This is a genomic window from Bacillus sp. XT-2 (assembly GCF_025696525.1).
In the GTDB taxonomy this organism is placed as follows: domain Bacteria; phylum Bacillota; class Bacilli; order Bacillales; family Bacillaceae; genus Bacillus; species Bacillus halotolerans.
In genome coordinates this window covers 231,123-254,632 of the sequence record NZ_JAHVOC010000003.1, presented here as the reverse complement: position 1 = coordinate 254,632, position 23,510 = coordinate 231,123, and the positions used below count along the sequence as shown (strand labels likewise).

Sequence of the window (23,510 nt, the reverse complement as noted above, 5' to 3'; positions counted from 1 at the left end):
TGTTTTCTAAATTTACTTTCAGTTATAATAGGAACAAGTGATGATGGACGGGTATGAGACTAGGAGGATATAGATTTTGAAAAAGAAAAATACAGAAAACGTTAGAATTATCGCCCTTGGCGGTGTCGGAGAAATTGGGAAGAACCTTTATGTCATCGAAATTGATTCAGACATATTTGTCGTTGATGCCGGCCTTATGCATCCAGAAAACGAAATGCTCGGTATTGATGTGGTGATTCCTGACATATCATATTTGATTGAACGATCTGACCGCGTTAAGGCTATCTTTTTAACACATGGGCATGATGAGAATATCGGCGGCGTTTTTTACTTATTAAACAAGCTTTCTGTTCCTGTATACGGAACAAAGCTAACGCTTGCACTATTAAGAGAAAAATTAAAACAATACGGACATAACCGAAAAGCTGATTTAAGAGAAATTCACTCAAAATCTGTCATTACATTTGAATCAACAAAGGTATCGTTCTTTAATACGATCCACAGTATCCCTGATTCAGTAGGCGTCAGTTTAAAAACATCACTTGGATCTATTGTATGCACGGGAGACTTCAAATTTGACCAAACACCCGCACTTAATCAATCGTGCGACATTGGCGAGATTGCCAAAATCGGCAACAGCGGCGTACTTGCTCTGCTTTCTGACAGTGCTAATGCAGAACGTCCGGGTTACACCCCTTCGGAGGCTGCTGTCAGCGGAGAGATTTCGGACGCACTGTACAATTCAGAGAACCGGGTAATCATTGCCGTTTTCGCATCCAATATTAACCGGATTCAGCAAGTCATTCATGCAGCGGCTCAAAATGGCAGAAAGATTGCCATTGCCGGAAAAAACCTTCAATCGATCCTTCAGCTTGCAAGAAAGCTTGGATATATTGAAGCAGATGATGAACTGTTTATTTCAATTCAGGATGTCAAAAAATATCCGAAGCGCGAAGTAGCGATTGTAACTGCCGGCAGCCATGGTGAACCGTTGGCAGCTCTGACAAGAATGGCAAACAAAGCTCACAAGCAGCTGAATATCGAAGAAGGGGATACAGTTGTCATTGCATCCACTCCGATCCCTGGGCAGGAACTCATTTATTCTAAAACAGTTGATTTGCTTGCCAGAGCCGGCGCGCAAGTCATTTTTGCTCAAAAGCGTGTGCATGTATCTGGACATGGCTCACAGGAAGAGTTAAAGCTGATGATCAATCTGCTTAAACCAAAATATTTAATTCCTGTAAACGGCGAATACAGAATGCAAAAGGCTCATTCGAAAATCGCTGAAGAAATCGGCATGAAGCGCAGTGATATCTTCTTAATTGAAAAAGGAGACGTTGTCGAGTTCCGCGGCCAAAACGTAAAGATCGGTGATAAAGTGCCATACGGCAATATTTTAATCGACGGTTTAGGTGTAGGCGACATCGGAAATATTGTGCTGAGAGACCGCCGCTTACTTTCACAAGACGGCATACTGATTGTTGTCATTACACTTGATAAACAAAAGAAACATCTTGTATCAGGTCCTGAGATTATCACACGCGGTTTTGTTTATGTAAGAGAGTCTGAAGGCCTTATCGTACAGGCTACTGAGCTTGTACGTTCTATCGTGACAGAAGCAACTGAAACATCAAACGTTGAATGGTCAACACTTAAGCAGGCAATGCGAGATGCTTTGAACCAATTCCTATATGAAAAAACAAAACGTAAACCGATGATCATCCCAATTATTATGGAAGTCTAATGTAAACGTAAGACCGGACCTGTTCCGGTCTTTATTTTTTTGCCTGTTAAGCCGGGATTGAATTGAAGATCTTTGTTCATAATACAAAGAGAAACTCGGAAAGGGTGAAAGCGAAATGGATCATCGTATGGAAAATACAGAAGAAGAACGTCCCGAAAAAAATGATGCGAAAGACAGCATTATGAATAAAATACAGCAGCTAGGGGAAACGACACTTCCGCAGCTGCCGCAAGATACAAATATCCATTGTCTGACCATTATCGGACAAATAGAAGGCCATGTTCAGCTGCCTCCGCAAAACAAAACAACAAAATATGAACATGTAATCCCGCAAATCGTTGCCATTGAGCAGAATCCAAAAATTGAAGGTTTACTTATTATATTAAATACAGTCGGCGGAGATGTGGAAGCGGGTCTTGCAATTGCTGAAATGCTCGCATCTTTGTCAAAACCAACCGTCTCCATCGTACTTGGCGGAGGACATTCCATCGGTGTACCAATTGCGGTATCTTGTGATTACAGCTATATCGCTGAAACAGCTACCATGACGATTCATCCCGTTCGTCTGACGGGACTGGTGATCGGCGTGCCTCAAACCTTTGAGTACTTGGATAAGATGCAAGAAAGAGTCGTTAAATTTGTAACAAGCCATTCAAATGTAGATGAAGATAAGTTTAAAGAGCTGATGTTTTCAAAAGGAAACTTAACACGCGATATTGGAACAAATGTCGTCGGCAAGGATGCCGTCGAGTATGGACTGATTGATCACGTCGGCGGAGTCGGACAAGCGATTCATAAATTAAATGAGCTGATCGAGGAAGCGAGAGAAGAAGAAGGACGGATGATTCAATGATTTTGTATACCACGATGCCGCAGGAAATTGTTTTCGCGGAACAGAACCAACAGCCAAGTGCACATGAGCAAATTGAGTATAGAGGTGTTCCGCTTCTTGTCGAGATGAAAGGCAATGAAGCAGAGGTTATTCAAGTCATGAGTACTAATCCTATGCACTTTCTGCATCCGGATATTTCTCCGGGACAAAAGCTAAAATTAAACGTATAAGATTCCGGCCCTTTTTTAAGGGCAAAATATGCTATAATAGGGGAATCCTACAGAAAAACGCAGCCAGTAAACGGCTGCTTTCTTCATTATGTATGAACTTACATTTTTTAACGCAGTAAGGTGATGAGTGTGGCAAAGAAAAAAAGAAAATCGAGAAAAAAACAGGCAAAACAGCTCAACATAAAATTTGAATTAAACGGATTGCTGTGCATTGCTATCTCAATTATCGCCATTTTACAGCTTGGTGTAGTGGGACAAACCTTTATCTACTTGTTCCGTTTTTTCGCTGGTGAGTGGTTTATTTTATGCTTGTTAGGCTTATTCGTTTTAGGGGTTTCACTATTTTGGAAGAAAAAAACGCCGAGTCTTTTAACGAGACGAAAGGCGGGGCTGTACTGCATCATTGCAAGCATATTGCTGCTTTCTCATGTGCAGCTGTTTAAAAATTTGACGAACAGAGGATCTATTGAGTCTGCCAGCGTGATCCGCAATACATGGGAATTATTTTTAATGGACATGAATGGGAGCTCTGCTTCACCTGATTTAGGCGGGGGAATGATAGGGGCGCTTCTGTTTGCGGCTTCACACTTTTTGTTTGCATCAACTGGTTCTCAAATTATGGCGATTGTAATGATTTTGATCGGAATGATTCTGGTCACGGGGCGTTCTCTTCAAGAAACGCTGAAAAAGTGGATGAGCCCGATCGGCCGTTTCATCAAAGAACAATGGTTTGCTTTTATTGATGATATGAAATCAGTCAAAACAAATATGAAATCATCGAAAAAAGCGAAAGCCAATACCAGTAAAAAACAAAAGCCGGCGCGCAAAAAACAGCAAATGGAGCCAGAGCCCGCTGCTGAAGAAGAGGAGCAGGAAATGGTATCGCCTCTCATTCATTCAGAGCCGATTATCTCAAGCTTTTCAGACCGGAATGAAACGGAAGAGCCTCCGGCAGCTGCGGTAAAACGAATTGAGCCGGCGACAGAACCGCTTCAGGAAAATCAGTCCGAGGCTGACCATAATGAAACGGCTGCTGCTCCGCCAATGACTTTTACAGAACTTGAAAATAAAGATTATCAGATGCCGTCATTAGATTTATTAGCTGATCCGAAGCATACCGGCCAGCAGGCTGATAAAAAAAATATTTATGAAAATGCCAGAAAGCTTGAACGCACGTTCCAAAGCTTCGGCGTAAAGGCGAAAGTGACACAGGTTCATCTTGGGCCGGCTGTCACGAAATATGAAGTGTATCCGGATGTCGGAGTGAAGGTAAGCAAGATAGTCAACCTAAGTGACGATTTAGCGCTGGCGTTAGCTGCAAAAGACATCAGGATTGAGGCGCCTATTCCAGGTAAATCTGCCATCGGCATAGAAGTGCCAAACGCGGAAGTGGCTATGGTATCGCTGAAGGAAGTGCTTGAGTCAAAACTTAATGACAGACCTGATGCAAAACTGTTAATCGGACTTGGCCGTAATATTTCGGGTGAAGCTGTGCTTGCTGAATTAAACAAAATGCCTCATTTGCTTGTCGCAGGCGCGACCGGGAGCGGAAAAAGTGTCTGTGTCAACGGCATTATTACAAGTATTCTGATGCGCGCTAAACCGCATGAAGTGAAAATGATGATGATTGACCCAAAAATGGTTGAACTGAATGTGTACAATGGGATTCCGCATTTGCTTGCTCCGGTGGTAACTGATCCGAAAAAAGCATCACAAGCTTTGAAAAAGGTTGTCAATGAAATGGAACGTCGGTACGAATTGTTTTCTCATACAGGAACAAGAAATATTGAAGGGTACAATGATTATATAAAACGATCCAATAATGAGGGAGAGGCAAAACAGCCAGAGCTTCCGTATATCGTGGTCATTGTGGACGAGCTAGCTGATCTCATGATGGTAGCTTCATCTGATGTAGAAGACTCGATTACGAGATTGTCCCAAATGGCACGGGCTGCCGGCATCCATCTTATTATTGCCACACAGCGTCCGTCAGTTGACGTTATTACAGGGGTCATCAAGGCAAATATTCCGTCACGAATCGCATTCAGTGTCTCTTCACAGACGGACTCAAGGACCATTCTGGATATGGGGGGCGCTGAGAAGCTTTTAGGCCGAGGAGATATGCTGTTTTTACCTGTCGGGGCTAATAAACCTGTCCGTGTACAAGGAGCATTTTTGTCAGACGAAGAAGTGGAGCAGGTCGTGGATCATGTCATTACGCAGCAAAAAGCTCAATATCAGGAAGAAATGATTCCTGAAGAAATAACGGAAACCCATACTGAGGTTACCGATGACCTTTATGATGAAGCCGTCGAATTAATCGTCGGCATGCAGACTGCATCCGTATCGATGCTGCAAAGAAGGTTCAGAATCGGGTATACGAGAGCGGCACGCCTGATTGATGCAATGGAAGAACGCGGCGTAGTTGGCCCGTATGAAGGCAGCAAACCAAGGGAAGTCTTAATATCAAAAGAAAAACATGATGAGCTCTCTTCTTAAATGAAGGGAGTTCAGTAACAATAATAACATTATGTAAACTGTACACCTTTTTATTTATTTTTTCGACAAAACATGATATAGTTGTCCCAATTGTTCAATAATTTTTATCGAAAGTGGTTTACGGAGGGGAAACATGTCTACAAAAGCTGATAATCGGCACTTGTATTTAAAAGTGATTGAACGAATAAAAGAGGATATTAAAAATGGAATCTACACTGAGAAAGAAAAGCTCCCTTCTGAATTTGAGCTTTCCAAAAAGCTTGGTGTCAGCCGGGCGACTTTGCGTGAAGCACTGCGGATATTGGAAGAAGAGCATGTGATTATCAGAAGGCATGGTGTAGGAACTTTTGTCCATTCTAAGCCGTTATTTCTTTCGGGCATTGAACAGCTGAACAGTGTAACCAAGATGATTGAACAGGCTAATATGATTCCAGGAACGATTTTTCTTTCATCTCAAGTGCTTATGCCATCTGATGATGATATCAAGAGATTTCATTTGACATCAGGCCAGGAAGTTTTTTATCTTGAACGTGTCAGAACGGCAAACGGACAGCCGATTGTGTATTGTATTGACAAAATTCCGATGGATATATTGCCGGATTCTTTTTCTCACCAGCAAGAGTCTATGTTTGACCTGCTTGAGAAAAATTCAGGCTCTGTGATCAGCTACGCCGTAACTGATATTGAGCCGATCGGCTATCATGATACGATTTCTCCAGTGCTGGAATGCGATCCGGAAACAGCTCTTTTGCTGTTAAAACAAACGCATTACGATCAGCATGATAAACCGGTGCTTTATTCATTAAATTATTTCAGAGCCGACAAATTCAGATTCCATGTTTTGCGTAAACGTTTCTAAAACAGACGCCTGTGATGTGTCTGTTTTTTTATTTGCCTGGTTTATGTTTCTTTGTACATACTTTTACTGCGGTTAACGCAAGATATAAAGGATGACAAAGTGAATGGGTGAAAATGTTGAAAGAAAAAATAGGAATGAAAAATATTATTGCTCTGGCTTCCGTACCGCTTGTTATGACATTAGGGAACTCCATGCTGATTCCCGTGCTTCCGATGATGGAGAAAAAGCTGTCGGTCAGTTCATTTCAAGTGTCATTAATTATCACTGTATATTCGGTGGTAGCGATCATTTGCATTCCGATCGCGGGGTACCTGTCGGATAGATTTGGCAGAAAAAAAGTGCTGCTCCCATGCCTTATTATTGCGGGAATAGGGGGAGCTGTGGCTGCTTTTGCTTCGACATATATAGACAATCCTTACGCTATGATCTTGGCCGGACGGGTTCTTCAAGGCATCGGATCAGCGGGTGCAGCTCCCATCGTCATGCCGTTTATCGGCGATCTGTTTAAGGGGGATGATGAAAAGGTCAGTGCCGGTCTTGGCGATATTGAGACCGCTAACACCTCGGGAAAAGTGCTGAGTCCCATTCTGGGCGCCTTACTTGCCTCCTGGTACTGGTTCGTCCCGTTTTGGTTTATTCCGTTTTTCTGTTTGATCAGCTTTTTGCTCGTATTGTTTCTGGTCGAGAAGCCTGAAGAAGATGAGGATGCACCTACAATTTCAGAGTTCCTCAAGAATGTGCGGAAAATCTTTAAACAGGATGGACGCTGGCTCTACACAGTTTTTATTATTGGATGCGTCATTATGTTTTTATTATTTGGCGTATTATTTTACTTATCAGATACGCTAGAGAATAAATATACAATTGACGGAGTGGCCAAAGGCGGGCTGCTGGCGATACCTCTTTTATTCCTGTCCAGCAGTTCTTTTATAGCGGGTAAAAAGATCGGCAAAGATAAGGCAAGAATGAAATTTTGCGTCGTTACAGGGATGATTATGTTAAGCCTGTCTTTTATCGGCTTGTGGTGGAACCACAGTTTTTATTTTTTATTTATCTTTTTGAGTTTTGGGGGAATTGGAATCGGAATGGCGCTTCCTGCTTTAGATGCGCTGATAACAGAAGGGATTGAGAGTGAGGAATGCGGAACTATTTCCTCATTTTATAATAGTATGCGCTTTATTGGAGTAGCTCTCGGGCCGCCTGTGTTTGCGGCATTGATGTCTAATGCAAGCTGGCTTATCTTCATTCTTTCCGCGTTTTGCGGGATTATTTCCTTATTTCTGGTGCTCTTTAATGTAGATGCTAAAAAAAGTGAAGAAGAAAAAAACTTAGGGACGGTTTGACACACCGTCTTTTTTTTGCTGAGAAAAATAGCGAATCTCGGCAGAAAACTTGTGATTAAGAGGCATCAAGCAGGAAGCTCTTTTTTATTTCCAATAGCGGACGAACAATTAATACGTAAGAGGTTATTGTTTCCTTATAAATCCTACAGTTGCTATAATTACATGAAAGAGTGTTTCTGCGAATGCTGAAATTTGGTCATAATACATACTAATAAGAAATGAACGAAGGAGGTTTCACATGTCATATGTCAATGAAGTCAAAACAAAGCACGGCGGTTTAACCGCACATATTGTAGAAACAGAAAAATTTAAAACCGTCTCGCTTATCTTTAAAATGCTGGCGCCCTTAACAAAGGAGCAAGTTACGAAAAGAGCGCTGTTCCCGCATGTGCTGCTTCGAGGAACAGAAAGCCGTCCGAAAACTGCAGAATTGCGTTCTTATCTGGATGAACTGTACGGCACGTCTGTTTCGGCTGATCTCTCGAAAAAAGGTGAACAGCATGTAATTACATTCAGACTTGAAATTCCGAATGAAAAATATTTAAAAGATCAGACGCCGCTCCTTGAAAAAGGGCTGCAGCTTCTCGCAGAAATCGTCTTTTCACCTGCTTTGGAAGCAGGCGTTTTTCAATCGCAATATGTGGATCAAGAAAAACGAACGCTGAAGCAAAGAATTCAAGCAGTTTATGATGATAAAATGCGTTACTCTAATCTAAGGCTTATACAGGAAATGTGTAAAAACGAGCCTTACTCGCTGCACGTCAATGGTGAGATCGACGATGTTGATGCCATTACGGCCGATCAATTATATGAAACATACCGACACGCGATCCAAAAAGACCAGCTTGATTTATATGTCGTCGGCGATGTTGACAGGAAACAAGTGCAAGCTGCTATTGAACAATATTTTCAAACAGAGGAACGCACCCTGGAAGAATTTGTGAACAATCATGCTGAACAACCTGAACCCAAAGAAGTCATTGATGAAGAAGACGTCAAACAAGGCAAGCTGAATATTGGCTATCGGACCAATATTACCTTTACAGATCAGGATTATTCAGCTTTACAAGTTTTTAACGGAATGTTCGGCGGCTTTTCTCATTCCAAGCTTTTCATTAATGTTCGGGAAAAAGCCAGTCTCGCTTATTACGCAGCCTCGCGTATCGATAGCTTTAAAGGTTTATTAATGGTGATGTCAGGAATTGAAGTGAAAAACTACAAACAAGCCGTCTCTATTATTGCCGAGCAATTTCAGGCTATGAAAAACGGGGAGTTCAGTGAGCAAGACATCTCACAGACGAAAGCCATGATTCGGAATCAGGTGCTGGAAACAATTGATACTGCGTACGGTTTATCTGAATTTCTATATCAGCAGGCCGCTGCCCAAGTCGATATTCCGATCGAAGATTTCCTTGCCAATATTGAGCGGGTGACAAAAGAGGATATCATTAAAGTCGGCGAAAAGATTCAGCTTGATACGACTTATTTCTTAAAAGGGACGGAGGGTGCATCTTGATAAAACCAATCGAATTTGAACAGCTTCAGGAGACGCTGTATCATGAAAAAATGTCAAACGGCCTGGACGTATACGTTTTGCCGAAAAAAGGCTTCAACAAGACGTATGCGGTATTCACAACAAAGTACGGGTCTATAGATAATCAGTTTGTCCCTCTTGGGAGAGACGAGATGGTTCAAGTTCCGGACGGGATTGCCCATTTTCTTGAACATAAGTTGTTTGAAAAAGCTGATGGAGATGTTTTTCAAGATTTCAGTAAACAGGGCGCCTCTGCCAATGCGTTCACGTCATTTACAAGAACGGCATATCTTTTCTCAAGCACGTCAAATGTGGAACGGAATTTGGAGACACTGATTGATTTTGTGCAGGACCCTTATTTTACAGAAAAGACGGTGGAAAAGGAAAAAGGGATTATCGGCCAGGAAATTAACATGTATGATGATAACCCTGACTGGAGGCTTTACTTCGGGGTGATTGAAAACATGTACAAAGATCATCCTGTCAAAATAGACATAGCCGGGACGGTAGAAAGTATATCTCATATCACAAAGGACCTTCTTTACGAATGCTATGAGACGTTTTATCATCCAAGCAACATGCTTCTCTTTATAGTCGGCCCTGTTGATCCTGAAGCGATCATTTCTCAGGTAAGAGAAAATCAGGAAAGAAAACCGTATACAGATCAGCCGGAAATTAAACGGGAAGAAGTAAAAGAGCAAGAAGCTGTTTTCCGGAAAGAAAAAGAAATTAAAATGAATGTTCAGGGACCGAAATGTCTCGTCGGACTGAAATCAAAGCATCCGTATAAATTAGGGAAAGAGCTGCTCAAGCATGAACTTACAATGAACCTATTGCTTGAATCTTTGTTCGGCAAAAGCTCTGCCCAATATGAGTCCCTTTATGAAAAAGGGTATATAGATGAAACGTTCAGCTTTGATTTTACGGCTGAATATGGGTTCGGTTTTGCGGCCATTGGCGGAGACACGCCTGAACCGGATAAATTGGCTGAAGACATTTCAGGCAAGCTGCTTCGTGCCGGTGAAATCATCACCGCTGAGAAGATTGAACTTGCCAGAAAGAAAAAAATCGGGTCATTTTTAAAGGCATTAAACTCACCTGAATACATCGCTAACCAATTCACTCGCTATGCATTTTTGGAGATGAGCCTGTTTGATATCGTAACTGTTCTCGAGCAGATCACCCTTGAGGATGTGCAGCAAATCATACAAGAGGAAATTGCTGAGGACAGACTGACTGTCTGCAAAGTGGTTCCTAAATCTTAACATGCATCCCTCCAAGTGAGGGGTGTTTTTCTGCGGAAAGAAGGAAAGAGGATGAAAAAAACAGCATTAGTCACCGGGGCGAGCGGCGGTATCGGCAAAAGCATAAGTGAATCGCTTGCAGCAGAGGGGTATGATCTGCTTTTGCACTACAATCAGAATGAAAGCGCGGCTGCAGAGCTTGCTGAAAAACTGAAACGGTCATTTGGCATATATGCTGATATTTTGCAAGGAGATCTCTCCACTCCCACTGGCGCTGATGAACTAACAAAATCAATTGTTCAGCCGGTTGATGCGATCGTTTTAAACAGCGGCAGAAGCCATTTTGGACTGATTACTGATGTAGATAATGCTACGGTACAGGAAATGGTTCAGCTGCATGTGGCAAGTCCTTACATGCTGACGAGAAACCTTCTTCCAGGCATGATCCGTAACAAATCGGGAGCGATCGTGGCAGTCAGCTCTATTTGGGGAGAGACTGGCGCATCGTGTGAGGTGCTGTACAGCATGGCAAAGGGAGCGCAGCACTCGTTTGTAAAAGGACTGGCTAAGGAGCTGGCCCCAAGCGGTATCAGGGTCAACGCAGTAGCGCCGGGTGCTGTAGATACAAGCATGATGAATCAATTCAATCCGGATGAATTAGAAGAGATCGCTGATGAAATCCCGATCGGCAGGCTTGCACAGCCGAAAGAAGTTGCCGAGGCGGCAGCATTTCTCCTGTCTGAAAAAGCTTCCTATATTACTGGACAGATTCTGTCAGTTAACGGCGGCTGGCACTGCTGAAGCAAAATAAAATGTGTATAGTTTCTTTTAAGAAGGACAAAATAATTTTGTAACTTCACATGAAATGGAGGAAACTCACATGTCAGTATTAGAAAACTGGGATAACTGGAAGAATTTCCTTGGTGATCGTTTAAACTATGCGCAAGAAAAAGGCATGAGTCAGGACACCATCACTGACCTTGCTACAGAAATCGGCGGTTACCTGGCTAATGAAGTGGATTCTAAGAACGAGCAGGAAAAAGTGCTGGCAGATCTTTGGAGCGTAGCATCTAAAGAAGAACAGCACGCCATTGCCAATATGATGGTTAAGCTTGTTGAAAATAACAGCACTCATTAAGAAGAGAGGAGATTCTTCCTCTCTTTTTTATGTTTTCCCCATCACAGCAACATTCTTCTTTCTAATTAGAGAAAAATGCTTTATGATAAAGGAAGGTAAAATTTTGCCACAATGAAGGGGGTATATCATTTGGCAAAGCTCGAATGGTATTTTGAATATGAAATTCAAGTGAACCGCCCCGGACTGCTCGGGGATATTTCATCTCTTCTCGGGATGCTTTCTATTAACATCGTAACGATAAACGGCGTCGATCTTTCCAGAAGGGGAATGCTGCTCAGGTGCCGCCATATAGATCAAATTAAACGATTAGAATCAATCTTAAAAACGATGGAAACAATTAAAGTAACGAAGCTGAGAGAACCAAGGCTTCGCGACCGCCTCGCCGTGCGTCACGGCCGGTACATCCAGAGGGATGCCGATGATAAGAAAACATTCCGCTTTGAACGGGACGAGCTGGGCTTATTAGTCGATTTTATGGCCGAACTGTTCAAAAAAGAAGGCCATAAATTAATCGGGATCCGGGGAATGCCGCGCGTCGGGAAAACGGAGTCAATCGTAGCTTCCAGCGTATGCGCCAGCAAAAGGTGGCTGTTTGTGTCATCTACCTTGCTGAAACAGACAATCAGAAGCCAGCTGATTGCCGATGAATACAGCACTGAAAATGTCTTTATCATTGACGGTATTGTATCGACAAGAAGAGGATCAGAACGCCATCTGCAGCTGGTGAGGGAAATCATGAGGCTGCCTGCTACAAAAGTGGTGGAGCATCCGGACATATTCGTTCAAAATACAGAGTATACACTAGATGACTTTGATTATATTATTGAACTGAGAAATGATCCTGATGAGGTTATTACATATGAACATGCTGAAGAACCCCAAATGTTTGATCAATCCGGGTTTTCAAGCTTTGATTTTTAAAATTGGAAGGTGTTTGTTGTGACTGAACTAGGAATCCGGCTGAAAGAAGCCAGAGAGGAAAAAGCAATGTCATTGGATGATCTCCAAGCGGCAACTAAGATTCAAAAAAGGTATTTAACCGCCTTGGAGGAAGGAAATTATGACATTATTCCGGGTAAGTTTTATGTCCGGGCTTTCATCAAGCAATATGCGGAAGCCGTCGGGCTTGATGCTGACCAATTGTTTGAGGAGCATAAAAAAGATATCCCGAATACGTATCATGACGATGTGTCTGAAAAAATCTCCGGCATGAATCTCCAGAAGGAAATGCCGAAGCCTGCTTCTAAGGCGCTGGAATTGCTGCCTACAATACTTGTGATTCTCGGCGTGATTGTCGTGATCGCCATTGTTTACGCTATAATTCAGTTTGCGAATCATAAAAACGATGATAATAGCAATGCGGCATCAGAAAAATCAATCGCGAAAAGTGAAAGCAAGTATGAGATCCCTAAAGATTCAACGCTGAAAGAGAATCAAACCAACAGCTCTGAAAAAGAGACAGACACGAAAAAAGAAACGAAAGACAAAGAAGATAAAAAAGAAGACAGTGACAATTTAGAGGTGAAAGCAACTGGCACTGAAGGATCTGTAACAACTTATGAAGTGTCCGGCGCTGATAAAATCGTGCTTGAGCTGAAGGCTTCAGACAACTCTTGGATTCGAGTGCGCGATGAAAACAGCAGCTCTCTTAAAGAGGGTACACTGAAAAAAGACGAAACGTATAAAAAAGACATAACTGATCAGAAACAAGTTGAAATCCGCACAGGATATGCACCTAACCTGAAAATAAAAATCAACGGTGAGGTTCTTTCATATAAACTTGATCCTAAAGAAGTGATGGCACAAACAATAAAGATTGTAAATAAAAAGGAAGAAAAGTCATCTTAATCACCAGATGACTTTTCTTCACGTCCGAGTATGAAACTGGAGGGGCTTTATGTTTAACTTACCGAATAAAATCACACTAGCAAGAATTGCATTAATCCCAATCTTCATGATTATCATGCTGGCGCCGTTTGACTGGGGCAGGCTCGAATTTGGAGACGAATCCATTCCGGTCACACACTTGGCGGGCGCTATCTTGTTTATTATTGCATCGACGACAGATTGGATAGATGGTTATTATGCCCGCAAACTGAACCTTGTTACAAACTTTGGGAAATTTCTCGATCCGCTTGCGGACAAACTTCTCGTATCAGCAGCGTTAATTATCCTTGTTCAATTTGATCTTGCTCCAGCTTGGATGGTCATTGTGATTATCAGCCGGGAGTTTGCCGTAACAGGTTTAAGGCTTGTATTAGCCGGAACGGGAGAAGTAGTAGCTGCGAATATGCTTGGTAAAATTAAAACCTGGGCACAAATCATTGCAGTATCTGCATTGCTTCTTCACAATCTTCCATTTGAGCTTGTGTCATTTCCGTTCGCTGACCTGGCGTTATGGGTAGCCGTATTCTTTACCGTTGTATCAGGTTGGGACTATTTCGCTAAAAACTGGGAAGCGCTAAAAACATCTAACTAAGAAAGAAGGACATACATGATGGAATTTCCAAAAAAAGCAGAGATTATTGCAGTCGGTTCAGAGCTCTTACTCGGTCAGATTGCTAATACAAATGCTCAATTTATCAGCAAACAGCTGGCAGAAATCGGAGTAAACGTATTTTACCATACAGCAGTCGGTGATAATCCGGAGCGGCTGAAGCAGGTCATCCGCATTGCTGAAGAGCGCTCTGATTTTATTATTTTTTCAGGAGGGCTCGGACCGACAAAAGATGATTTAACAAAAGAAACAATAGCAAATGTGCTGGGACGTCCGCTCGTTTTAAATGATGAGGCGTTTCAATCCATTGAGGATTATTTCAAACGAACAAAACGCACGATGTCACCTAATAACCGAAAACAGGCGCTTGTCATCGAAGGATCTGACGTACTGGCGAATCACTTTGGAATGGCGCCGGGAATGCTTACAGAGCATGATTCGCGCTTTTATATGCTTCTTCCCGGGCCGCCAAGCGAATTGCGTCCGATGTTTGAAAATGAGGCAAAACCGCTTCTTCTTAAAAAGATGGGCTCCAATGAAAAAATTGTATCAACTGTTCTTCGCTTTTTCGGTATCGGCGAATCTCAGCTTGAAGCTGATTTAGAAGATATCATTGATGCACAGACGAACCCGACGATCGCTCCGTTGGCAGCGGACGGAGAGGTGACGCTTCGCCTGACAGCAAAACATGCCGATGAAAAAGAAACAGAGCGTTTGTTAAAAGAAACAGAAGCCGTTATTTTAGAATGTGTCGGTGAATTTTTCTATGGCTACGACGATACATCGCTTGTGAAAGAGCTATCTAAAGCATGCAAGGAAAAAGGCATCACGCTTTCTGCCGCAGAAAGCTTTACCGGCGGGCTGTTTTCCGAATGGCTGACAGACCTAAGCGGCGCTTCAGCATTGTTTTCCGGCGGCGTTGTTTGCTATTCAAACGAAGTGAAGCAAAATGTCCTCGGCGTCAAAAAGGAAACATTGGACCGTTTCGGCGCAGTCAGCGAGGAATGCGCATCTGAGCTTGCAAAGGGTGTTCAGCAGCTCACTGGAAGCGATATTGGCATTAGCTTTACCGGTGTTGCCGGCCCTGATACTCAAGAAGGCCATGCACCTGGACATGTGTTTATCGGTATTTTTGCAAACGGAAAAGAAGAGGTTCACGAGTTTCACTTTGCAGGCTCCAGAACAGGAATCAGAAAACGTGCTGCTAAATATGGCTGCCATTTAATTTTAAAACTGTTAGAGCAAAAATAATGTTTTCAGCACACTATCCTCCTCAAAAAACATGATTTCTCTGACTCATTATGATATTTTGGTAGAAATCAGGCCAAGAAAAAATCCGAATATGCGTTCGCTTTTTTCTTGGCAAATCCCTTCAAACAGGGTATAGTATATGTAGTGGTAACATAAAGGAGGAAAAAATAGAATGAGTGATCGTCAGGCAGCCTTAGATATGGCTCTTAAACAAATAGAAAAGCAGTTCGGCAAAGGTTCCATTATGAAACTGGGAGAAAAGACAGATACAAGAATTTCTACTGTTCCAAGCGGCTCCCTCGCTCTTGATACGGCATTGGGAATAGGCGGGTATCCCCGCGGACGGATTATTGAAGTATACGGTCCTGAAAGCTCAGGTAAAACAACTGTGGCGCTTCATGCAATTGCTGAGGTTCAGCAGCAGGGAGGACAAGCTGCGTTTATCGATGCGGAGCACGCGCTAGACCCGGTATACGCACAAAAACTCGGTGTCAATATCGAAGAGCTTTTACTGTCTCAGCCTGACACAGGCGAGCAGGCGCTTGAAATTGCAGAAGCGTTGGTTCGAAGCGGTGCAGTTGACATCGTTGTTGTCGACTCTGTAGCGGCGCTCGTTCCGAAAGCAGAAATTGAAGGCGACATGGGAGATTCACATGTCGGTTTGCAGGCACGTTTAATGTCTCAAGCGCTTCGTAAGCTTTCAGGGGCTATCAACAAATCGAAAACAATTGCGATTTTCATTAACCAAATTCGTGAAAAAGTCGGCGTTATGTTCGGAAACCCGGAAACGACTCCCGGCGGTCGTGCGCTGAAATTCTACTCTTCCGTTCGTCTTGAAGTACGCCGTGCTGAACAGCTGAAACAAGGCAACGACGTTATGGGGAATAAAACGAGAATTAAAGTCGTGAAAAACAAGGTGGCTCCTCCGTTCCGTACAGCTGAGGTTGATATTATGTATGGAGAAGGTATCTCAAAAGAAGGCGAAATCATTGATCTCGGAACTGAACTTGATATCGTGCAAAAAAGCGGTTCATGGTACTCTTATGAAGAAGAGCGTCTTGGCCAAGGCCGTGAAAATGCCAAACAATTCTTAAAAGAAAATAAAGATATCATGCTGATGATTCAGGAGCAAATTCGTGAACATTACGGCTTAGATAATAACGGAGTAGTACAGCAACAGGCGGAAGAGACACAGGAAGAACTTGAATTTGAAGAATAAAAATAAAATGAATTTGAAATGATAAAAAAGGCAGAGTGAAAACTCTGCCTTTTTTTCTTTTATATTTTCTGCAAAATAAAGATAAATAAATTGGTTTTTTTGACAACTTTTATAGTACTTCATACGTCTAACAAAACGTGTGTATTTGAAATTAGATTGGGAGGATAAAATGAATGACAAGCCCCACTCGCAGAAGAACTGCGACGCGCAGACGGAGAAAACTAAATAAAAGAGGTAAACTTTTGTTTGGTATGTTGGCCGCAATCATTTGTTTCACGATTTGGAATGCCATTCATCGAGAGGATGAAGAAGCCGAACCATCTCAAGAAGCTGCGGCGGTTTCTGATACCGGTCAGAAGCAAGCTGATCAGAAGAAAAACAAAGCCAAAAAAACAGAGGAACAAATAAAAGCAGTGGACCGCAATCAAAAAATCAGCAGTTATTTAAAAGAGATCGGCTTCAGCGGGACAGCCATGATCGTCAGAAATGGAGAAGTCGTAATCAATAAAGGTTTTGGTTACGCGGACCGCGAGCATCATATAAAAAACAATCCTGCGACATCCTTTTATGTCGGATCGTCACAAAAAGCGCTGATAGCAACCGCTATTTTGCAGCTTGAGGAAAAGGGAAAGCTCCAGACAAGTGATCCGGTCAGCACGTATTTATCCCATTTTCCCAACGGAAAGAATATTACATTAAAGAATCTGCTTACTCATACATCGGGGATAAACGGACATGTTGAAGGGAATGGCGAGATCACTCCGGATGACTTAATAAAAGACATAGAGCAGCAAGGAATCAAACGCCAGCCTGGAATATGGGACTATCAGGATTCTAACTATACAGTTCTCGCTTATATTGTTGCTGAAGTGAGCGGTGAGTCTTATGAACAATACATAACCAATCATATCTTTAAGCCTGCAGGGATGACGCATTCGGGTTTTTACAAGACATACGATAAGCAGCCTTATCCAGCTGTCGGCTACAAGCTGAAAGGCAGCAGGGCCGTCACACCGTATATGCCTGATTTATCTCAGCTTTATGGAGCAGGCGATATATATATGAGTGCTGCCGATATGTACAAATTTGACAAAGCACTGATAGACGGCAAGCTCTATTCGCAAGAAAGCTATGAAAAAATGTTCACGCCAGGGAGCAGTTCCACATACGGGATGGGATTTTATGTTGCTCCCGGAAGCTATTCAAACCACGGAGTCATGCCGGGCTTCAACGTATTGAACAGCTTCAGCAAATCCGGACAAACCGTTGTTGTTTTGTTGTCAAACATTCAAAATAACGCTAAACTTGGACAAGTGAACAATAAAATATACCAGCTTCTAAATCAGGAGTAATTTACGATCTGTTTTTTCAAAAGATTGGCGGATTCACGTTCGGCACGATAAATAGGGGCGGCTCGGCAAACGTTAAGCTGGCAAGCTTGACAAGTATTTCCGACACAATTACAATGAAGTTGTAACATTTGTTTTTTTAACATGATTGTTAAACCATTTAAACTTGACAAGGGCGATGAAACTTTCATTCCCTGTGAAGGTTCTGTATGTTGAGAAAACTAGACAATGTACATGCCGACACTTATTTTGAGCAACAACCAAGTTCATAGCAAGAGGAGGTGAAAGTATGACCCCAATTATGATGGTTCTCATCTCCATTTTGCTGATTCTACTCGGTTTAGTTGTTGGCTACTATGTTCGTAAAACCATTGCCGAAGCGAAAATTGCAGGCGCACGCGGTGCAGCCGAGCAAATTCTTGAAGATGCAAAGCGTGATGCTGAAGCACTGAAAAAAGAAGCTCTGCTTGAAGCAAAGGATGAAATCCACAAACTTCGAATAGATGCTGAACAAGAAGTTCGTGAAAGACGAAATGAGCTTCAAAAACAAGAAAACCGTTTACTCCAAAAGGAGGAAAACCTTGATCGCAAACATGAGGGAATTGATAAACGGGAAGCGATGTTGGAGAAGAAAGATCATTCTCTGAATGAACGACAACAACATATTGAAGAGATGGAAAGCAAAGTGGATGAGATGATTCGTATGCAGCAGTCGGAGTTGGAACGAATTTCGAGTCTGACTCGTGACGAAGCGAAACAAATCATTCTTGACCGGGTTGAAAACGAGCTTTCACATGACATCGCCATCATGACAAAAGAAACTGAGAACCGTGCGAAAGAAGAGGCGGATAAAAAAGCGAAAAACATTCTTTCACTCGCCTTACAGCGCTGCGCAGCGGATCACGTTGCCGAAACAACGGTATCAGTTGTCAATCTTCCAAATGATGAGATGAAAGGACGTATCATCGGCCGGGAAGGGCGTAACATTCGTACGCTTGAAACGCTGACAGGTATTGACCTGATTATCGATGATACCCCTGAAGCTGTCATTCTGTCCGGATTTGATCCGATCAGACGTGAGACAGCAAGGATTGCTCTTGATAAACTCGTTCAGGATGGCCGTATTCATCCGGCACGGATTGAAGAAATGGTTGAAAAATCTCGCCGCGAGGTCGATGACTACATTCGTGAGATGGGTGAGCAAACGACATTTGAGGTTGGCGTTCACGGTCTCCACCCAGATCTGATCAAGATTCTCGGCCGCTTAAAGTTCCGTACAAGCTACGGTCAAAATGTGCTTAAGCATTCCATGGAAGTCGCATTCTTGGCTGGGCTGATGGCATCGGAGCTTGGAGAAGATGCAAAGCTTGCTAAACGGGCGGGACTACTTCATGACATCGGAAAAGCGATTGACCATGAAGTAGAAGGAAGCCACGTTGAAATCGGAGTCGAGCTTGCGACTAAATATAAAGAGCACCCAGTCGTAATTAACAGTATTGCATCACACCATGGGGACGAAGAGCCGACTTCCATTATCGCTGTGCTGGTAGCTGCAGCAGATGCGCTTTCCGCTGCAAGACCTGGCGCAAGAAGTGAGACGCTCGAGAACTACATTCGAAGACTTGAAAAGCTCGAAGAAATTTCTGAGTCCTACGAAGGTGTTGAAAAATCATTTGCGATTCAGGCTGGACGTGAAGTGCGTATTATGGTGAAGCCGGATTCAATAAATGATCTTGAAGCTCATCGCCTGGCGCGAGATATCCGAAAACGAATTGAGGACGAGCTCGATTATCCAGGTCATATTAAAGTGACAGTCATTAGAGAAACTCGAGCCGTAGAGTATGCAAAATAAAGTGATGCGCTAAGCATCACTTTATTTTTTTGACGGCTGAGGAATAGAAAGGATTTACAAAATGAGAATTTTATTTATCGGAGATGTTGTCGGGTCACCGGGCCGCGACATGGTAAAAGAGTATGTGCCAAAGCTGAAAACAAAATACAAGCCGCATTTTACCATTATAAATGGCGAAAATGCCGCACATGGAAAAGGCTTAACAGAAAAAATCTATCACAGTTTAATACAGTCTGGCGCAGATGCGATCACGATGGGAAACCATACATGGGACAAAAAGGAAATTTTTGATTTTATCGACGATGTCCCGAACTTAGTCCGTCCCGCAAACTTTCCGGAAGGAACACCGGGAAAAGGGATCACATATGTGAAAGCAAACGGTAAAGAACTAGCTGTTATCAACTTACAAGGCCGTACGTTTTTACCGCCGCTCGATGATCCGTTTTTAAAAGCGGATGAATTAATTGCCGAAGCTGCTAAAAGAACACCGTACATTTTTATCGACTTCCATGCGGAAGCGACAAGTGAAAAGCTTGCACTCGGCTGGTACACGGATGGACGGGCATCTGCTGTAGTAGGAACTCACACTCACGTGCAAACAGCGGATAACCGCATTTTGCCGAAGGGCACGGCATATATTACTGATGTAGGAATGACCGGCCCATATGACGGTATACTGGGGATGGACAGAGAAACGATTATCAAACGTTTCAAAACAAACCTTCCTGTGCGCTTTACTGTCGCTGAAGGAAAAACAACCCTGAGCGGAGTCGTCATCGATATAGACGATCAAACGAAAAAAGCCGTTAAAATCGAACGTATTTTAATCAATGATGATCACATGTTCTTTGAATAATTGATCACATGGTTATTTTATAAAAATATTAAAAAGAAAAGCAGGAATATAGCAACTCCTTAGTGAATATAGTAAAAATGGAAGGTAGCCCGCTATTTTTGAAAAGCATTGTGGGGATGGCTTTTTGGATAGCAACATCTAATAATGATTGTTCTAATGAACACTCACTTATCCATTGTAAAACTAAGGGGGAGCAGAAATGGAAATCTTAAAAGTTTCAGCAAAATCGAGTCCAAATTCAGTGGCAGGTGCGCTTGCAGGTGTGTTAAGAGAGCGCGGAGCCGCCGAGATTCAAGCAATTGGAGCGGGTGCTTTGAACCAAGCTGTAAAAGCTGTGGCAATCGCCAGAGGATTTGTGGCGCCAAGCGGGGTTGATTTGATTTGTATTCCGGCTTTTACTGATATTCAGATCGATGGTGAAGAAAGAACAGCGATTAAATTAATCGTGGAGCCTCGCTAAGAAAATTAAAGTATTCACAACCTGTTTGCATATGCAAGCAGGTTGTTTTTCATTTATTGTGATATTTTCTCTCAATAGTATTTTTATAATATAAATGAACCATATGTCATGTGTAAAAACGATTCTGGCTTTTTATAAAAAAATTTAGCCCATTTTTCAAGACGGATACTTTTGTCTTTTCTAGGAGGACACAGCTGTTTACGATGATTCCAGATCATGGTACAATCCGGTTATAACAAGACTTTTAAAGGAGGATTGTACATGCAGAGTGGAAAGATGAAAGCTGTAATGAAAAAACACGGTGCTTTCGGCGCTGTGCTGGCTGAAGTTCCCATTCCTGAAATCGATAAGCATGAAGTTCTTATAAAAGTTAAGGCAGCTTCCATTTGCGGCACGGATGTGCATATTTACAATTGGGACCAATGGGCACGGCAGAGAATAAAAACTCCTTGTGTCTTCGGCCATGAGTTCAGTGGTATTGTTGAGGCTGTAGGCGAGAATGTCAGCAGTGTAAAAATTGGGGAGTATGTTTCTGCGGAAACACACATTGTATGCGGCACATGCGTCCCTTGTTTAACAGGAAAGCCTCATGTATGTAAAAATACGGCCATTATCGGAGTGGACACGGCAGGCTGTTTTGCGGAGTATGTCAAAGTGCCGGCCGAAAACGTTTGGAAGAATCCCGCGGATATGGACCCGGCGATTGCTTCCATTCAAGAGCCTTTAGGAAATGCCGTTCATACAGTTCTTGAGAGTCAGAACGCCGGAGGAACGACTGCTATTATCGGATGCGGGCCGATCGGACTTATGGCGGTAGCGGTCGCAAAAGCAGCAGGTGCAGCGCAGGTGGTCGCCATTGACAAAAATGAGTACAGATTAGCTCTCGCCAAACAAATGGGAGCCACAAGCACGGTCTCCGTCGAAAAAGAAGATCCGCTCAAAATTGTAAGCGCTTTAACGGGCGGGGAAGGAGCTGATCTCGTTTGTGAGATGTCGGGTCACCCTTCAGCTATCGCGCAAGGCCTAGCAATGGCTGCAAATGGCGGGAGATTTCATATTCTCAGCCTGCCGGAACATCCGGTTACCATCGACTTGACGAATAAAGTCGTGTTTAAAGGCCTTACCATCCAAGGGATCACAGGGAGAAAGATGTTTACGACATGGCGGCAGGTTTCACAATTGCTTAGAACAAACACACTGGATCTTTCACCTATTGTTACCCATCAGTTTCCATTAGAAGAGTTTGAGAAAGGGTTTGAACTGATGAGAAGCGGACAGTGCGGAAAGGTTATTTTAATTCCATAAAAGGGGGATCAACATGACAAAAGAATTTGAGTTCCTAAAAGCAGAGCTTGAAAGAATGAAAGAAAACCACACATGGCAAGACGTTAAACAGGTAGAATCAATGCAGGGCCCTTCTGTTACAGTGAATCATAAAAAAGTTATTCAGCTTTCTTCTAATAATTACCTCGGATTTACTTCACATCCAAGACTCATCAAAGCTGCACAGGAAGCTGCTCAGCAATTTGGAGCCGGAACCGGTTCAGTCCGGACAATCGCCGGAACGTTTACAATGCACCAAGAATTGGAGAAAAAACTGGCAGCCTTTAAAAAAACAGAGGCGGCACTAGTCTTCCAATCAGGCTTTACAACAAACCAAGGTGTACTTTCCAGCATTCTTTCAAAAGACGATATTGTCATTTCTGATGAATTGAACCATGCCTCTATCATTGATGGAATCAGATTGACTAAGGCGGATAAAAAGGTTTATCAGCATGTAGATATGAGTGATTTAGAGAAGGTGCTGAGAAAATCAATGAATTACCGCATGCGCTTGATTGTCACTGACGGCGTATTTTCAATGGATGGAAATATTGCTCCTCTGCCTGACATTGTGGAGCTCGCTGAGAAATATGACGCTTTTGTGATGGTTGATGACGCCCACGCATCCGGAGTGCTTGGCGAAGACGGCAGAGGGACGGTAAATCATTTCGGTCTTGACGGAAGGGTTCATATTCAAGTCGGAACGTTAAGCAAGGCAATCGGAGTTTTAGGGGGATACGCTGCCGGTTCAAAGGTGTTAATCGACTATTTGCGTCATAAAGGCCGTCCATTTTTATTTAGCACGTCACATCCTCCGGCTGTAACTGCAGCTTGTATGGAAGCAATTGATGTCTTGCTGGAAGAGCCGGAGCATATGGAGCGTCTGTGGGAGAATACACATTATTTTAAATCAATGCTTGTCCAAATGGGTTTTACTCTCACACAGAGCGAGACGCCGATTTTGCCTATTTTAATAGGTGATGAGGGGGCAGCGAAGCAATTTTCTGATCAGCTTCTGTCACAAGGTGTTTTTGCCCAAAGCATCGTTTTCCCGACTGTTGCAAAAGGAAAAGCCAGAATACGCACAATTATTACAGCTGAGCACACCAAAGAAGAACTGGATCAGGCGCTTGATGCCATTGAAAAGACAGCAAAGGAGCTTCAGCTATTGTAAGGAGAAGGGAACACTCTTCTCCCTTTCATTCCTTATTGATTATTATTCTCAATGAGTGTACAATGATAGGTTGCCAGTTGTGCAGAGCTTCAATAACCTTTATACT

General features: G+C 42.8%; 21 protein-coding genes. All 21 read left to right on the top strand.

All coding sequences use genetic code 11. The features are described 5' to 3' along the window. Positions 1 to 76: 76 nt before the first annotated feature. The 21 genes from rnjB (at position 77) to KXD37_RS10895 (ending at position 23,404) form a co-directional block, all read left to right on the top strand. Positions 77 to 1,744 carry a ribonuclease J2 gene (gene rnjB / locus KXD37_RS10995; protein ID WP_044155851.1) on the top strand — a complete coding sequence of 556 codons (1,668 nt, stop codon included), beginning with the start codon at positions 77 to 79 and terminating at the stop codon, positions 1,742 to 1,744. 115 nt (positions 1,745 to 1,859) lie between these two features. After that, positions 1,860 to 2,597 carry a translocation-enhancing protein TepA gene (gene tepA, locus KXD37_RS10990; RefSeq protein WP_024121443.1) on the top strand — a complete coding sequence of 246 codons (738 nt, stop codon included), beginning with the start codon at positions 1,860 to 1,862 and terminating at the stop codon, positions 2,595 to 2,597. Then, entirely contained in the window at positions 2,594 to 2,806 is a 213-nt protein-coding gene (locus tag KXD37_RS10985; protein ID WP_024121444.1) for a YlzJ-like family protein, read from the top strand. The genes tepA and KXD37_RS10985 overlap by 4 nt, the downstream gene beginning before the upstream one ends. Positions 2,807 to 2,935: 129 nt before the next feature. Continuing rightward, the gene (locus KXD37_RS10980) at positions 2,936 to 5,305 is read left to right on the top strand and encodes an FtsK/SpoIIIE family DNA translocase (protein ID WP_188323740.1); all 2,370 of its coding nucleotides are present in this window, start codon (positions 2,936 to 2,938) and stop codon (positions 5,303 to 5,305) included. Between the two features lie 133 nt (positions 5,306 to 5,438). Further along, a complete protein-coding gene (locus KXD37_RS10975; RefSeq protein ID WP_059292764.1) occupies positions 5,439 to 6,164 on the top strand; it encodes a GntR family transcriptional regulator in 726 nt (241 codons plus the stop codon). Between the two features lie 134 nt (positions 6,165 to 6,298). After that, entirely contained in the window at positions 6,299 to 7,507 is a 1,209-nt protein-coding gene (locus KXD37_RS10970; protein WP_240312855.1) for an MFS transporter, read from the top strand. 238 nt (positions 7,508 to 7,745) lie between these two features. Further along, entirely contained in the window at positions 7,746 to 9,023 is a 1,278-nt protein-coding gene (gene yfmF, locus KXD37_RS10965) for an EF-P 5-aminopentanol modification-associated protein YfmF (RefSeq protein WP_106020737.1), read from the top strand. Next, the gene (gene yfmH / locus KXD37_RS10960) at positions 9,020 to 10,306 is read left to right on the top strand and encodes an EF-P 5-aminopentanol modification-associated protein YfmH (protein ID WP_188323741.1); all 1,287 of its coding nucleotides are present in this window, start codon (positions 9,020 to 9,022) and stop codon (positions 10,304 to 10,306) included. The genes yfmF and yfmH overlap by 4 nt, the downstream gene beginning before the upstream one ends. Before the next feature lie 51 nt (positions 10,307 to 10,357). Continuing rightward, complete coding sequence (gene ymfI / locus KXD37_RS10955) at positions 10,358 to 11,086, top strand: elongation factor P 5-aminopentanone reductase (RefSeq protein WP_188323742.1); 729 nt, start codon at positions 10,358 to 10,360, stop codon at positions 11,084 to 11,086. Positions 11,087 to 11,165: 79 nt separating this feature from the next. Next, positions 11,166 to 11,423: a DUF3243 domain-containing protein gene (locus KXD37_RS10950; RefSeq protein WP_024121451.1), complete on the top strand. Its 258-nt coding sequence runs from the start codon at positions 11,166 to 11,168 to the stop codon at positions 11,421 to 11,423. Positions 11,424 to 11,552: 129 nt separating this feature from the next. Beyond that, positions 11,553 to 12,344, top strand: coding sequence for a DUF3388 domain-containing protein (locus tag KXD37_RS10945; protein ID WP_024121452.1), 792 nt, complete (start codon positions 11,553 to 11,555; stop codon positions 12,342 to 12,344). A gap of 18 nt (positions 12,345 to 12,362) precedes the next feature. Further along, positions 12,363 to 13,271: a cell shape determination protein RodZ gene (rodZ, locus tag KXD37_RS10940; protein WP_411910719.1), complete on the top strand. Its 909-nt coding sequence runs from the start codon at positions 12,363 to 12,365 to the stop codon at positions 13,269 to 13,271. 49 nt (positions 13,272 to 13,320) lie between these two features. Beyond that, positions 13,321 to 13,902, top strand: a complete 582-nt coding sequence (gene pgsA / locus KXD37_RS10935) for a CDP-diacylglycerol--glycerol-3-phosphate 3-phosphatidyltransferase (protein ID WP_010334305.1) — start codon at positions 13,321 to 13,323, stop codon at positions 13,900 to 13,902. 18 nt (positions 13,903 to 13,920) lie between these two features. Then, the gene (locus KXD37_RS10930) at positions 13,921 to 15,171 is read left to right on the top strand and encodes a competence/damage-inducible protein A (RefSeq protein WP_263463528.1); all 1,251 of its coding nucleotides are present in this window, start codon (positions 13,921 to 13,923) and stop codon (positions 15,169 to 15,171) included. A gap of 172 nt (positions 15,172 to 15,343) precedes the next feature. Beyond that, complete coding sequence (gene recA / locus KXD37_RS10925; RefSeq protein WP_010334307.1) at positions 15,344 to 16,390, top strand: recombinase RecA; 1,047 nt, start codon at positions 15,344 to 15,346, stop codon at positions 16,388 to 16,390. A 173-nt stretch (positions 16,391 to 16,563) separates the two neighbouring features. Then, positions 16,564 to 17,742 carry a serine hydrolase domain-containing protein gene (locus KXD37_RS10920; protein WP_127695202.1) on the top strand — a complete coding sequence of 393 codons (1,179 nt, stop codon included), beginning with the start codon at positions 16,564 to 16,566 and terminating at the stop codon, positions 17,740 to 17,742. 286 nt (positions 17,743 to 18,028) lie between these two features. After that, on the top strand, positions 18,029 to 19,591 hold the full coding sequence (rny, locus tag KXD37_RS10915; RefSeq protein ID WP_010334309.1) for a ribonuclease Y: 1,563 nt from the start codon (positions 18,029 to 18,031) through the stop codon (positions 19,589 to 19,591). Positions 19,592 to 19,652: 61 nt separating this feature from the next. Next, positions 19,653 to 20,447, top strand: a complete 795-nt coding sequence (gene ymdB / locus KXD37_RS10910) for a 2',3'-cyclic-nucleotide 2'-phosphodiesterase (RefSeq protein WP_003245138.1) — start codon at positions 19,653 to 19,655, stop codon at positions 20,445 to 20,447. A gap of 199 nt (positions 20,448 to 20,646) precedes the next feature. Beyond that, a complete protein-coding gene (gene spoVS, locus KXD37_RS10905; RefSeq protein ID WP_003154135.1) occupies positions 20,647 to 20,907 on the top strand; it encodes a stage V sporulation protein SpoVS in 261 nt (86 codons plus the stop codon). A gap of 261 nt (positions 20,908 to 21,168) precedes the next feature. After that, complete coding sequence (tdh, locus tag KXD37_RS10900) at positions 21,169 to 22,212, top strand: L-threonine 3-dehydrogenase (RefSeq protein ID WP_103671424.1); 1,044 nt, start codon at positions 21,169 to 21,171, stop codon at positions 22,210 to 22,212. A gap of 13 nt (positions 22,213 to 22,225) precedes the next feature. Then, a complete protein-coding gene (locus KXD37_RS10895; protein ID WP_024121458.1) occupies positions 22,226 to 23,404 on the top strand; it encodes a glycine C-acetyltransferase in 1,179 nt (392 codons plus the stop codon). Positions 23,405 to 23,510 lie beyond the last annotated feature (106 nt).